Below are 12,356 nucleotides of genomic sequence, written 5' to 3'. Positions count from 1 at the left end.
CAGCGACCGACCGCGGGGGCAGTCGGGGGCTGCCCGTGCTGGGCGCTGACCTCATAAGGACCAACCACATGCTCACTGCCTCACACTACCACAACCACACCCACGGCACGCCCGCTGACCGTATTTCGCTCAGCTACGAGTCCCGCTTCTTGCGGCGGCGTGTCCTAACAACCGATGGCGGACTCGAGTTCCTGCTCGACCTTGAACAGACCACTTCGCTTGACCATGGCGGTGCGATCAAACTCAACGATGGGCGCGAGGTCGAGGTGGTCGCGGCCCCTGAACCGCTCTTGGAAATTACGGGGGAGAACCTCGTGCGCCTTGCTTGGCATATCGGCAACCGACACACCCCCTGTCAGGTCGAAGCAACGCGCCTGCTGATCCAGCCCGATCACGTGATCCGCGACATGCTGGGCAAGCTGGGCGCGACGGTCACTGAACGTGTCGAACCTTTCACCCCGGAGGGAGGAGCCTACGGCCATGGACGGACCCATTCGCACGCCCACTGACCCGATCCTGACGCTGGCGCAATGGCTGTCGCCGGGCTTTCCCATCGGCGCATTTGCCTATTCCAGCGGGTTGGAGCAGGCGATTGCCGACAAGGTGGTGACACCTTCGACGGTCGAGGACTGGCTGTCGGATATGCTGCGCGACGGCAACGGCGCAAGTGACGCCATCTTGATCCGCGCGGTTGCCAGCGGAATCGACCTGGTGGAGGTGGACCAGACCGCGCGCGCCTTCTGTCCCAGCCGTGAGCGGTTGTTGGAGATCGACGCACAGGGTGCAGCCTTCTGCGACCAGCTCCGTTCCAACTGGGGGATCGACGTTACAAACCTCACCTACCCTGTGGCACTTGGCGTCGGGATCAGGCACCTTGATCTGCCCCTCACCATGGCAGTGCAGATGTACCTGCACGCCTGGGTCGCAGCAGTGGTCGCCGCCTGTCAACGCCTGATGGCGCTGGGCCAGACCGAGGCGCAGCGGATCGTCGCTGCATTGGCCCCGCTCTGCTCTGAAATTGCTGTGCAGACCGAAACCCAAACGCTTGACGATCTGACCAGCCAGAGCTTTGCTGCCGATATCGCCGCGATGCGTCACGAAACCCTCAGCCCAAGGATCTTCCGCACATGAGCACCCGCAATGGACCCCTTCGTGTCGGCATCGGTGGCCCAGTTGGAGCCGGAAAGACCTCGCTCACCGCAGCGCTGGCGAAGCGGCTCAAGGACACGCATTCGGTGGGGGTGATCACAAATGACATCTACACGCAGGAAGACGCCGAGGCGCTGATGCGCATGCAGATCCTGCCGCAGGACAGGGTCATCGGGGTTGAAACCGGTGGTTGCCCACACACCGCGATCCGCGAAGACGCGTCGATCAATCTGGCTGCAGTGGCCGAGATGGTCCGCCGTCACCCCGATGTCGAAGTGGTGTTGATCGAATCTGGTGGCGACAACCTGTCCGCCACATTCAGCCCGGAACTGGCTGACGTGACGCTTTATGTGATCGACGTGGCTGCGGGCGAAGAAATCCCGCGCAAGGGCGGTCCCGCGCTGACACGGTCGGATATTCTGGTGATCAACAAAACCGACCTCGCGCCGCATGTGGGCGCCTCGCTCGAGGTGATGGACCGGGACGCGACCAAGATGCGCGAAGGCCGTCCGTTTGTGTTCGCCGCCATCCGCCACGATCAAGGCGTGGATGAAGTTTTGGGACACCTTAAGCGTGTTTCAGGCCTTTGAGTGTGATAATCTCAGCCTAAGTGGATTTGCAAAATTTATGGTTCTGGCGTATGTTGTGTGTATAGCAGCAATAATAACTATAAATTGTGGGTGCTGATATGCCCGAAGTCGGAAAACAAATCGCAGCTCTGCCGATGCGGTGGAAAAAGGACGGAACCTTTCAGGTCCTGATGGTCACTTCGCGGGAAACGCGCCGTTGGATCATGCCGAAAGGCTGGACAATGGACGGTAAAAAGCCGTGGGCCGCAGCCGAGATCGAAGCTTTGGAAGAGGCTGGCGCGATTGGCTATGTCGGTCAGGAAGTGATCGGCACCTACACCTACAAGAAAAAACTGGCGGATGGCACATCGCTGAAATGTGAAGTGGATGTCTATCCGATGGTGGTCGAAACGCTCAAACGCACCTGGAAAGAGCGGCATCAGCGCAAACGTCGGTGGTTCAGCCCCAAAAGTGCGGCCAAACGGGTGAGCGAGCCGAAATTGGCCAAGCTGCTCAAGAGCCTCGCCAAAAAGCCGTCACAGCAGCCAGTGATCCGGGAATTCCTCAAGGCCTCGTGATAGGGCAAATCCTGTAAAGGATTTAGCGAAAACACGTCATCGCGTTTTGGCGCGTCAATCGACTGGCAGTCCGCTTGGAACAGAGGCCGGACGGCCCAAGGGGCGTTCCAATGCCGAGACCCCCGTTAAACTCTCGAGAAATGCCACCAAATCGTCCACCTGCGCTTCGCTCAGCGACACCGGGCGCACGTCCAGCGTTGCAGAGCTGCGTTCCATTTCCAGCCGGTCCGATTGGATCACGAAGTCGATCTCTTGCAGCCACGGCACTTGCGGCAGCGCGGCCAGCGCAGGTGTCCATTCGGCGCGCATTGTGACCGGATCTGCCATGTGCCGCACCATGTCCCGCAGGTGCGTATAGGCCCCATTGTGCCCGTAAGGCGCAGTCAGGGCCACGTTGCGCAGCGGCGGCGTGCGAAAGCGGTAGGCATCCTCCAGATCATCGGTCGCCCCCATCCGCCCCACATCACGTGGGATCGGATCCCATTGGCGGGTGCGTCCGGGGCCAAAGGGGGGCAGGGCCATCGCGTGGAAGTCCTGATCGCTCAGAAGTGGTCCATTGTGGCATTGCGCACAACGCGCTTCCCCAAAGAACAACTGTCGACCACGTTCGGCATCCTCGGGCAGGGGCGTGCCGTTGGTCAGAAACGCATCATAGGGGCTGTCATAATTGGCCCATTCCGTCCCGATAAAGGCGGCCAGCGCATTGCCGATCTCGACGATGGTCACATCCTCGGGCCGGTCGATATGGTCGAACGCATCGACGAACATCTGGCCGTAGTCCGGGATCGTCCGCACCCGCTTGGCCAGGATCGGCCAGCCCAGGTCGATCCGATCTTTCACCGCACCGATGATTTCGTTCTCGCCGGTATTCCCTGCCATCTCGAACTGTGCGGTCATCGGGAACAGGGCCTGCGCGGCTAAAATGCTCTGCAATCCCTGTGGCAGCCATTCCTCGGCGGGGCTGTCAAACCCGTTGCCGTAGATGTCCGAGATCTCAAGCCGCCCGTCATGGAACAGCACCCGCACATCCTTGTGCCCTAAGTTCCAAAGCGCAGGTGCATTGCGCGGGATACGTTTGGCGATCCGGTCCGGCCCGTCACCGGGGGTGCGCTTTGGTCCAAGTCCTGTGCCGCCTTCTCCGATGCCCAGCGACAACCCGTCGCTTCCACCAAGGTCATGATGATGACAGGTTCCGCAGGAAATATTCCTGTTTCCACTCAGGATCTTGTCGTAAAACAGCAATTGACCCAGCCGCGCCTGATTTGCGTCAAAGGCGATGAAATCCTCGGCTGTTATCGGTTGCGCCACGGCCGCAGGTGCGGCCCACAACGCAAGGAGCAGACTGATATGTCCCGCCTTCGCCTGTTTGCCCTGTGTGTGTTTCTGGCCAGCCCTGTGCTGGCCGATATCGAAGACGCGCGCGACCTGATGGAGGAGGGCCGCTTTGAAGAGGCGTATACCGCCCTCTGGCCCGCCGCACGGTCCGGCAATGCCGAGGCCGAGGAACTGATCGGCGTCATGTACGCGCTGGGTCTGGGCGTCGATCAGGACTATGTCCGCGCCTTCGACTGGTATCTGCGGTCCGCCATGAAGGGTCATGCGGGCGCGCAATCGGGTGTTGGCTGGTACTATGAAACCGGCCTCGGGTTGCCCGCCCCCGACCTCGTCCGCGCGTTCCTGTGGTACCAGCTCAGCACCATCGGCGGAGACCCGGATGCGGCGATCTCGGTCGAGGAGGTGGTCAAGAAAATGACGCCGGAACAAATCGAACATGCGCAACAGCTCGTGGATGACTACAGGGTCTGGCTTTACCCGTTTCGGTGAGTTTTGCGGATTGGGTTAACAGGGGCAAGTGGCAGGAGTGTGGCGGTGCGACATGCTGGGCTGGTAATCACGGCATGCGAAGTATACTCTGTACTAACAAACTATTGCCTGTTCAGAATTTTTCTGAGGCTGAGCCATTCTGAAGTTCTACCGGAGCTTTTTCTTGGATCAAGATGACGACTCAAGTGAAGCATTCGCCTTAGCCCGGCACGTAGTGCAGCAGGCTGCTCGCGAAAAATGGGATTATGTATCACTTAGCCCATTGCACAAAGGAGTAGGTGAATCCCGAGTATCGTTTGGATTGTTCAAGAATTTAACCTGTTTGCCAGAAGAAGTGCGAGACTTGCCTTCTGGTGTCCAAATTGAATTGAGGGCAACGAAAGTCAACGATTTGCGACCACTTGCTCATATCGAAAATCTTGGTTTGGTGAATTTCAGTGGCATTCCTGCAGCGGATGTGGATGAAGAAATTCGACGTATTTCTAATTTAGAAAACGATGAGGAGAAAGTTACGAGCTTTAAATTATGGCTCGAGAAGAATAAGATCTCAGACCCGCCACAGGAAAAAGAGGGTGGGCCAAAATTTAATGTGGGCGACGACGCGCCAATTCGCTTAATCGAAGAAAATCTTGGAGAAAGTGATGATTTTGATCAAATGGAGATTCAGAAGGAATGCAAAATAAAGGCTTCTGAATTGCAAAGTGTCGCTGGGCTTGCAGCGAACGTTTTTCCAAGTTTGCCAAAGATAGTTGATCGTTATGTTAGTGTAATTGAGCGGGAGCCAGAAAATATTGGCGCTAGGCACATCTGGTCAATAGCTAACAGTTTGGAAGCGGTTCTTGAAGTCCATCAGAGGGCCTTAGAGCTCGACCGCCCGTCGGAAGAATTACCGTCAAATGTTTCATCTAAGCTAAAGGATTTAATTGAAACTCACAGAGTATGGTTCTTGGGACACCCCGGTGCCCGGTTGGTCGAGGATCGCGTAATCAGGCATAGGAGGCCTGAATTACACAAAGAGAGGCGATTAGCGGCAATTGCTATAGTTGAAGCCGCTGAAGCATCATCTGATGTTGATGACCGAGCTACTGCAATAGCTCGAGAGAACATCGAGACATCGAAGCTTGATACACCAGCAGGAATAGCCGCATATGGAGAACTTGAAGAATGGGCGTGGAATTTTGTCGCAGGTGTTACGAGAAAAGCATGGAATCTTTCGAAAAATCCTCCGGGAGGATTTGTAACTCAAACGATTGCGGGCCATTACTTGGTTGTGTTTATTGTAAACAATGATGCAGCTATAGGTCAGTACATTGGCACAGTTATGTCTCAAGGTCCTTTGTGGTGGGAAACTCTTTGCAACTCACTTCGTCGTTTGTCTCTTGCTGAAAAGCCAAAGCAAGGGTGCAATGAATTGTAACAGGACACGCTCTGTAGATCGGTTTTTACCGCACGCCCCATTTCCAACCCGTTAACCAACCTTCCCCCATACCCCCACCCACAAAGCGCTTTGAGCGGGTAGGGTCACTCCCATGCCGCGACACACAGAACTGACACCCTCTCACACGCCGGAAGGCTGACCATGAGAGACCGGTTTCCGTACAGGCTCTGGCAACACCAGAGTACAGGTCGCCCGTTAAATCGGGGATGTTGAGAGAACAGTCAGGCCCATAAGGGCGGCGCCGCTTCTTCTCTTTTTTATAAATATGCCAAGCCAACGCTTGGTAAGCGACCAACCGGTGGGATATCTCCTGACCGGTCCCATAGGCACACAAAAAAGGCCCCGGAGTGTCCTCCGAGGCCCCATTGTGCAATTCGAACCGGATCAGTTCAGATCGGCTTCGTACTCTGCCGCCAGATCAGCCTCTGCCTCGGCCACAGCCTTGGTCAGCGCCTCAAAGATCTCCGGGCCACCGTCCACGTTCTCCTGGAACCAGTCGAATACAGGCGCCGCTGCATCACGGAAGGCCGCTTTCTCTTCGGGTGTCGGCACGTAAAGGTCACCGCCGCCTGCGACGAAATCCTCATAGGCCTGGATCGACTTGCGCTTCGGCGACGCGAATGTCGCCTGCTGAAGTGCTGCAAAGCCGTCGACCACGACGCGGCGCATGTCTTCGGGCATGTCCATGAACTTGGCGTTGTTCATCACCCAGATCGCGCCCATGTAAGCATGACCATCAAGCGTCAGGTACTGCACGCCGGCATCCGGGAATTTCATGCCCATGATGTCGGTGATGCCGTTCTTCGATCCGTCGACGACACCGGTCTGCAGCGAGGTGAACAGCTCGGGCCAGCTGATCGGGGTCGGGGCTGCGCCCAGAACCTTGACCAGTTCCTGTGGCAGGTCGGCGACCACGGTGCGGATCTTCAACCCTTCGAGGTCGGACGGCTGGGCCACCCGGCGTTGCGTGTTGGCAAAGTTGCGCCAGCCGCCGGTGTTGCCGATGGTCATGATACGGATCGTGTCGCCGCTGTCCTCCAGCGCCATGTTGCGCATGGTGCGGGTGAAATCGCCCGACAGCACGTGTTCCGCCACGCGGTCATCCGACATGAGATACGGCAGGTCGAGCACCTGAACATAAGGGAAGATGCCCGCCGCACCGCCCGAGGTGGTCACGAACACGTCGATGGACCCGTCAGACACACCCTGCAGGCATTCCGCACCGCCAGAACACAGCTGTGTGCCGATGAACAGCTCGACGGCAATGCGGCCGTTCGAGGCGTTCTCGACATGGTTCTTGAACACCACGAGACCGTCGTAGTCTTCGTCGTTCTCGTTCGAGTTCGCCGTGGCGCGGATGGTGAAGTCCTGCGCGGCTGCGGTGATGGCGCTGCCTGCGAGCAGTGCTGCGGTCAGGGCCGCTGTGGTAAGACCTTTGAGCATAAGTGTTCTCCCTGTTGCTTTCTCTTGGTCGGTTACACGGGCCATGTGACCCGCAGATGTCAGTCCGCAAACCCGGTGAGGCGCGGAATGGTCATGGATATTTCGGGAATGAAGGTGATCAGGAAGATCACCACGATCTCTACCGCAAGGAAGGGCAGGATCGCTTTGGAAATGGTTTCGACCCGTTCGCCCGATACGCTTGATGCGACGAACAGCACAAGGCCCATGGGGGGTGTTGCCAGACCCACTGTCAGGTTCACCGACATGATGATGGCAAAGTGAATAGGGTCCACGCCAAGGTCGACAAAGATCGGCCCCAAGATCGGCCCGAGGATGATAATCGCGGGCCCTGCATCAAGGAACATGCCCACGACAAACAGCAGAAGGTTGATCAGGAACAGCAGGATCAACGGGTTCTCGCTCAGCCCCAACACGAACTCGGCGAGGATTTCAGGCGTGTGCGACAGCGACACCACTGTCTTGAACGCCATAGCCGCGCCCACAAGCAGCAACACGGTCGCCGATGTCATGGCCGCCCGCATGAACACGTCGGGCAAGTCTTTGATCTTGAGCGTGTTGAGAACGAACATCCCGATGAGGATCGCATAGCCCACCGCAACCGCGGCGGCCTCGGTCGGGGTAAAGACACCGCCAAGAATGCCGCCAAGGATGATGACCGGGGTCATCAGTGGAAAGAACGCCTTGAGCGAGGCATTGCCTCGTTCGCCCCAGCTTGCCTTGGTACGTGAGGCGGGAAAGTCGTATTTGTCGGCCATGAACTTGACCATGATCATCAGGCCAACGCCAACGAGGATGCCGGGAATGATGCCCGCAAGGAACAGTGCGGCCACGCTTTCGCCCATGACGTACGCATAGATGATCATGATGCCCGAAGGCGGGATGATCGGGCCGATGACCGAACTGGCGGCGGTGATCGCGGCGGCGAATTTGCGGGTATAGCCCTCTTTCTCCATCGCCGGGATCAGCATGGACCCCAGCGCGGAAGTGTCGGCCACAGCCGAGCCGGACAGCCCAGCGAACAGCATTGACGACAACACGTTCACATGCGCCAGACCGCCCCGGAAATGGCCCATCATCGCCTGGCTGAACTCCACCAGCCGCATGGTGATGCCGCCGCGGTTCATCAATTCGCCCGCCAGCATGAAGAACGGGATCGCCATCAGCGGAAAGCTGGCCATGCCGTTATAGACGTTGCGATACAGCAGGATCAGATCGCGCTCCTGACCGTTGAGCCACAAGAGGATGCCGGGGGCGGCCAGCATGCCGAAAAAGACAGGCAAGCCGATCATCAGGAACAGCAGGAACAGGGGAAGGAACCAGACCAGCATCAGCTTACTCCGCCGTCAATTCGGCATCGAAAGCAGGCCGCAAGCGGTCTTCCCCTCCGGCCAATGTGATGAAATTGCGCAGGATCAATTCGATATTGACGATGAAGAGCATCCAAAGGCCAACAACAAGTGACCCGATCTGCCACGAATTCGGCATCTTCACCCAGCCGTCCGGTGTCGGGTACTTGAGCGAGGCGCTCTTGAATTTGCCGGCAAGGCCCGACATTTCGCTCAGCCCCATCTGCGCTCCGATATAAAGGACCATTCCCGAGATCAGCAGCAGCACCAGCGCCAGTACGGCGGCGCCTCGCTTGGGCAGGGCAGAGGACAGGATTTCAAGCGCCACAAACCCACCGCGCCGATAGGCCGAGGGCGCGATCGCGGCGGTCATCCAAAGCATGAGGAAGATCGCCAGTTCTTCCGGCCAAGGCAGAGCGTTGCCCAGAACATAGCGGCAAAAGACCTGAAGAAGGATCGCACAAACCATCAGGCCGATCGCCGCAACCGCGATCCAGCGCCCAAAACGCAAAACAATGTCGAGCACAACTTCCAATGGCTTCAACAGCCAGAGCAAAATGGCCATCAGGCCTCCTCCCAGTCCCACACCGGCCTCCCCGCCGGTGGCCCCGTTTGTTCTGTCTTATCGGGGCGATTTATGTCGCTTCAGTAAATCCTCCGTAGCGCCCGCTGAAAAACAAAAGCGGGTCTCCTTCTCGTGTGGTCACCCGGCGCACCCGCGCGATAACGATAGAATGGTCGCCGCCATAATGCTCGGCGACTTTGGTGCATTCGAACCGGCTCAGGCAGTTGTTGAGCAGCGGCACGTTGTGATCGCCCATTTCCCAATCGAAGTCGTCAAAGGGATTGCCGTTGCGCGCGAACGCGGTGCACAGGTCGGCCTGTTCGGCGCCCACGACGTGGATCGCGAAATGATCAGCGGCCATGAAAAACGGATAGCGGCTCGAAGATTTGGCTGGCGACCACAGCACCAAAGGCGGGTCAAGCGATACGCTGGCAAAGCTGTTCGCGGTGATGCCCAGCGGTCCGTCGCCTGCATCGCAGGTGATGACGGTGACTCCGGTTCCAAAACGGCCAAGGGCCGCGCGAAACTCGCGGCTGTTGTCCTGTGCGGGGTCAAAACTATGCGTCAAGGCGTTCATCGCGTGTCTCAGGCCACTTCATGGCCAAGGGCGTGGGTGTAAAGGTCAAACCATGTCTCCCGGTCGATCTGTATCTTGGCAGCATCGCCGATGCGGGCGATGCGGTCCAGATTGTTGGTGCCGAGGACAGGTAGAATGCGGGCGGGATGCGCCAAGAGCCACGCAATCGCCACCGCTGCGATTTCAACGTCATGCTCTGTCGCGATGTTTTGCAGCGCGCCATGCAGGCCGGACAGTTTGGTGTCGAACAAAGCGCCACCGCCCAAAGGCGACCACGCCATCGGGGGCTGGCCGTTCTTCTGATGGAATGCGATGTCGCCATTGGTGAATGGCGTGTGGTGCAAAAGGCTGATTTCGATCTGGTTGGTCACCAGTTGCGTCTTCATCCCGGATTGCAGCAACTCCCAATCCCACGGGCGGAAGTTCGACACACCTACCGCGCGGACCTTGCCGCTTGCCACAACTTCGTCCAGCGCAGCACCGGTCTCGTGATGCTCCATCAGCGGGTCGGGGCGGTGGATCAGCAGAAGGTCGATGTGGTCGATCTTCATCAGACGCAAAGAGTGGTCGACCGAAGACAGGATATGCGCGCGCGAGGTGTCGTAGTGCTTGACCTTCGCATCGGCATAGCGGCCCGCCGGGGCCACGATATCGCATTTGGTCACGATTTCGATCTGATTGCGCAGCTCGGGCGTAAGCGCGGTGCCGAGGATTTCTTCGGCTTCATAGCCACCGTAGATATCCGCCTGATCCATCGTCGTGATACCCTGATCAAGGCACGCGCTGATCTTGTTGCGGATGTGGTCCACGCTGGTGTCGGCATCGTCACCCAGCCGCCACATGCCATAGACAAGGCGGCTCATTTCAAGGGCGTCGTTGAACTTAACACGATCCATTAGCGGCGGACTCCGTTTCCAAGAGGGGTTGCGGGGCTGCCGTTCGGCACGCGCCCATAAGCTTCGTTCAGTTGTACGGTCTTCAGATGCGGCAAGACCCGGCTGCCGAAATGGCGGCATTCGTCCAGATGCGGATAGCCCGACAGGATAAAGGCGCGGATGCCCATCTTCTGGTATTGCTCAAGCTCGCTGAGGACCTGATCGGTCGATCCGACCAGTGCAGCCCCACAGCCCGAGCGCGCCCGGCCCACACCGGTCCAAAGATGCGGTTCAACGAACCCTTCCATATCGGCGAGTTCGCGGTTCTTGGCCTGATGCGATACGCCAAGCGAGGTGGCGTCCAACGCACGGTCGCGGATCGTCTTGCCGTGTTCGTCGTCCAGTTTGCTGACGATGTGTTGCGCGTATTCGCGGGCTTCGGCCTCGGTGTCGCGCACGATGACATGCACGCGCAGACCGTAATCCAGTGTACGGCCATAGCGTTCGGCCACGGCATTCACATCTTTCATGCGCTGGGCCAGCGCATCTTTCGGCTCGGGCCACATCAGGTAGACGTCGCAATGCTGACCGCAGAGTTCGCGCGCATCGGGGGAATAGCCGCCGAAATAGAGCAGTGGGCCGTTCGTTTGGTAGGGGACCGCCGGATCGGTGGTCAGGCCTTCGAAGTTGTAGACATCGCCTTTGTAGGTGATTTCGCCCTGCGTCCACGCCTGTTTCAGGATCTCGACCACCTCGCGTGACCGCTGATAGCGCAGTTTGCTGTCCTCTTTTTCGCCCGGAAAATCGGACGAGATGATGTTCACCGTCAGCCGCCCTTCGAGCATGTGGTCCAGCGTGGCAATCGTGCGGGCCAGCATGATTGGCTGCAACTCACCACAGCGCACGGCGGCGAGCATGTTGATCTTGTCGGTGATCGGCGCGCAGCCTGCGACAAAAGACAAAGTGTCCTGGCCGACCTGATAAGACGACGGGCATAGGATGTTGCGGAACCCCTGTGCTTCGGCCTCTTTCACAATGGAGGAGCAATGCGCAAAGCTTGACCGCAGATTGCCATCCGGCACGCCAAGGAATTCGTAATCGTCTGAACACAGCGCCGCGAACCACGAAACCTCTACCGCGTCGAGGTCGGGAGAGGTGATCGGCACGATGGTCATAAGGTGTCTCCGTGAGGCATCATTTCCACTTGCGTAGCACCGCTAAAAATGTAGATCAATAGTGCATCAATTTTTGGTGCGAGAAATGTCAGACACCCACGCCTTGCCGAAATATGTCCAGATCAGCGAGCTGCTGATCCGGGATATTCAGGCTGGCCGGTTGGTCGATGGTGAACGCCTGCCACCCGAACGGGACATGGCAGCGCGGCTTGGCATTTCCGTGGGGACGCTGCGCAAATCGTTGGATGAATTGACCGCGCTGGGCTTGCTGGAGCGGGTTCAAGGGTCGGGCAATTACGTTTGTGCACAAGAAGATACGCAGTCGGTCTACGCCTTTTTCCGGGTCGAACTGATCGAAGGAGGTGGCTTGCCAACGGCAGAGTTGCTTTCGGTAGATCGTCTGCCCAAGCCCGAAGCTTTGCCGGGGTTTGGCGCCTCCTCCGACGGTCACCGGATCCGCCGGTTGCGGCGCCTCAATGGTGTGCCTGCCGTGCTTGAAGAGATCTGGCTTGATGGCAGTTATGTCGATCAGATCGATGCCGTCGCGCTGCGCGAGTCGCTGTACCTTTATTACCGGGAATCGCTGGGGCTGTGGATCACAAAGGCGGTGGACAGGCTTGATCTTGCGGCGGTGCCGGATTGGGCCCCTGCCAGCTTTGGTCTGCCCGCCGGGCAACCCTGCATGCGGGCGACACGGGTCAGCTATGGCCCGGAGGGCGAGGCGGCGGAGGCCTCGTGGAACTGGATCAACACAGACGCCGCGCGCTATGTCGCGCGCATCACCTGAAGGACCACC

Annotated in this window: 14 protein-coding genes; 7 read left to right on the top strand and 7 right to left on the bottom strand. The window is 58.4% G+C overall.

The genetic code is table 11. The features are described 5' to 3' along the window. Nucleotides 1-68 precede the first annotated feature (68 nt). The 4 genes from ACK3EW_RS14480 (at nucleotide 69) to ACK3EW_RS14465 (ending at nucleotide 2,296) form a co-directional block, all read left to right on the top strand. Nucleotides 69-509 (top strand): urease accessory protein UreE, encoded by a 441-nt coding sequence (locus ACK3EW_RS14480; RefSeq protein WP_493806753.1) that lies wholly within the window; start codon nucleotides 69-71, stop codon nucleotides 507-509. Beyond that, nucleotides 481-1,131 (top strand): urease accessory protein UreF, encoded by a 651-nt coding sequence (locus ACK3EW_RS14475; RefSeq protein ID WP_493806752.1) that lies wholly within the window; start codon nucleotides 481-483, stop codon nucleotides 1,129-1,131. Before ACK3EW_RS14480 ends, ACK3EW_RS14475 begins: the two co-directional genes overlap by 29 nt. Continuing rightward, the gene (gene ureG, locus ACK3EW_RS14470; protein ID WP_493806751.1) at nucleotides 1,128-1,739 is read left to right on the top strand and encodes an urease accessory protein UreG; all 612 of its coding nucleotides are present in this window, start codon (nucleotides 1,128-1,130) and stop codon (nucleotides 1,737-1,739) included. The genes ACK3EW_RS14475 and ureG overlap by 4 nt, the downstream gene beginning before the upstream one ends. Nucleotides 1,740-1,837: 98 nt before the next feature. Next, complete coding sequence (locus tag ACK3EW_RS14465; RefSeq protein ID WP_439119262.1) at nucleotides 1,838-2,296, top strand: NUDIX hydrolase; 459 nt, start codon at nucleotides 1,838-1,840, stop codon at nucleotides 2,294-2,296. A gap of 54 nt (nucleotides 2,297-2,350) precedes the next feature. On the opposite strand, the gene ACK3EW_RS14460 is transcribed toward ACK3EW_RS14465, so the two are convergent. After that, nucleotides 2,351-3,604, bottom strand: coding sequence for a cytochrome-c peroxidase (locus ACK3EW_RS14460; RefSeq protein WP_493806750.1), 1,254 nt, complete (start codon nucleotides 3,602-3,604; stop codon nucleotides 2,351-2,353). Between the two features lie 39 nt (nucleotides 3,605-3,643). On the opposite strand from ACK3EW_RS14460, the gene ACK3EW_RS14455 reads away from it, so the two are divergent. Further along, entirely contained in the window at nucleotides 3,644-4,120 is a 477-nt protein-coding gene (locus ACK3EW_RS14455) for a tetratricopeptide repeat protein (RefSeq protein WP_493806749.1), read from the top strand. Between the two features lie 163 nt (nucleotides 4,121-4,283). After that, complete coding sequence (locus ACK3EW_RS14450; RefSeq protein ID WP_493806748.1) at nucleotides 4,284-5,537, top strand: hypothetical protein; 1,254 nt, start codon at nucleotides 4,284-4,286, stop codon at nucleotides 5,535-5,537. A gap of 405 nt (nucleotides 5,538-5,942) precedes the next feature. Here the strand turns inward: ACK3EW_RS14450 and ACK3EW_RS14445 are convergent, their stop codons facing one another. The 6 genes from ACK3EW_RS14445 to ACK3EW_RS14420 form a co-directional block, all read right to left on the bottom strand. After that, nucleotides 5,943-7,001, bottom strand: a complete 1,059-nt coding sequence (locus ACK3EW_RS14445) for a TRAP transporter substrate-binding protein (protein ID WP_493806747.1) — start codon at nucleotides 6,999-7,001, stop codon at nucleotides 5,943-5,945. A 59-nt stretch (nucleotides 7,002-7,060) separates the two neighbouring features. Next, nucleotides 7,061-8,350: a TRAP transporter large permease gene (locus ACK3EW_RS14440; RefSeq protein WP_439119257.1), complete on the bottom strand. Its 1,290-nt coding sequence runs from the start codon at nucleotides 8,348-8,350 to the stop codon at nucleotides 7,061-7,063. Between the two features lie 4 nt (nucleotides 8,351-8,354). Further along, a complete protein-coding gene (locus ACK3EW_RS14435) occupies nucleotides 8,355-8,933 on the bottom strand; it encodes a TRAP transporter small permease (RefSeq protein ID WP_085628807.1) in 579 nt (192 codons plus the stop codon). A 70-nt stretch (nucleotides 8,934-9,003) separates the two neighbouring features. Next, nucleotides 9,004-9,510, bottom strand: a complete 507-nt coding sequence (locus ACK3EW_RS14430) for a flavin reductase family protein (protein WP_493806746.1) — start codon at nucleotides 9,508-9,510, stop codon at nucleotides 9,004-9,006. An 8-nt stretch (nucleotides 9,511-9,518) separates the two neighbouring features. Further along, nucleotides 9,519-10,406: an aldo/keto reductase gene (locus tag ACK3EW_RS14425; RefSeq protein ID WP_493806745.1), complete on the bottom strand. Its 888-nt coding sequence runs from the start codon at nucleotides 10,404-10,406 to the stop codon at nucleotides 9,519-9,521. After that, the gene (locus ACK3EW_RS14420) at nucleotides 10,406-11,560 is read right to left on the bottom strand and encodes an LLM class flavin-dependent oxidoreductase (protein ID WP_493806744.1); all 1,155 of its coding nucleotides are present in this window, start codon (nucleotides 11,558-11,560) and stop codon (nucleotides 10,406-10,408) included. Before ACK3EW_RS14420 ends, ACK3EW_RS14425 begins: the two co-directional genes overlap by 1 nt. An 85-nt stretch (nucleotides 11,561-11,645) precedes the next feature. Here ACK3EW_RS14420 and ACK3EW_RS14415 point away from each other — a divergent pair, with 85 nt between their 5' ends. Continuing rightward, nucleotides 11,646-12,347: a GntR family transcriptional regulator gene (locus ACK3EW_RS14415; RefSeq protein ID WP_493806743.1), complete on the top strand. Its 702-nt coding sequence runs from the start codon at nucleotides 11,646-11,648 to the stop codon at nucleotides 12,345-12,347. Nucleotides 12,348-12,356 lie beyond the last annotated feature (9 nt).

The sequence above is a fragment of the Marivita sp. NO-S04 genome, from assembly GCF_059070475.1.
This window is presented reverse-complemented; position numbering and strand designations above follow the sequence as displayed.

Excerpts from the sequence above, each read along its gene's own strand:
- ACK3EW_RS14480 (WP_493806753.1), top strand. The coding sequence starts at position 69 with ATGCTCACTGCCTCACACTACCACAACCACACCCACGGCACGCCCGCT.
- ACK3EW_RS14475 (WP_493806752.1), top strand. The coding sequence starts at position 481 with ATGGACGGACCCATTCGCACGCCCACTGACCCGATCCTGACGCTGGCG.
- ureG (WP_493806751.1), top strand. The coding sequence starts at position 1,128 with ATGAGCACCCGCAATGGACCCCTTCGTGTCGGCATCGGTGGCCCAGTT.
- ACK3EW_RS14465 (WP_439119262.1), top strand. The coding sequence starts at position 1,838 with ATGCCCGAAGTCGGAAAACAAATCGCAGCTCTGCCGATGCGGTGGAAA.
- ACK3EW_RS14455 (WP_493806749.1), top strand. The coding sequence starts at position 3,644 with ATGTCCCGCCTTCGCCTGTTTGCCCTGTGTGTGTTTCTGGCCAGCCCT.
- ACK3EW_RS14445 (WP_493806747.1), bottom strand. The coding sequence starts at position 7,001 with ATGCTCAAAGGTCTTACCACAGCGGCCCTGACCGCAGCACTGCTCGCA.
- ACK3EW_RS14440 (WP_439119257.1), bottom strand. The coding sequence starts at position 8,350 with ATGCTGGTCTGGTTCCTTCCCCTGTTCCTGCTGTTCCTGATGATCGGC.
- ACK3EW_RS14435 (WP_085628807.1), bottom strand. The coding sequence starts at position 8,933 with ATGGCCATTTTGCTCTGGCTGTTGAAGCCATTGGAAGTTGTGCTCGAC.
- ACK3EW_RS14430 (WP_493806746.1), bottom strand. The coding sequence starts at position 9,510 with ATGAACGCCTTGACGCATAGTTTTGACCCCGCACAGGACAACAGCCGC.
- ACK3EW_RS14425 (WP_493806745.1), bottom strand. The coding sequence starts at position 10,406 with ATGGATCGTGTTAAGTTCAACGACGCCCTTGAAATGAGCCGCCTTGTC.
- ACK3EW_RS14420 (WP_493806744.1), bottom strand. The coding sequence starts at position 11,560 with ATGACCATCGTGCCGATCACCTCTCCCGACCTCGACGCGGTAGAGGTT.
- ACK3EW_RS14415 (WP_493806743.1), top strand. The coding sequence starts at position 11,646 with ATGTCAGACACCCACGCCTTGCCGAAATATGTCCAGATCAGCGAGCTG.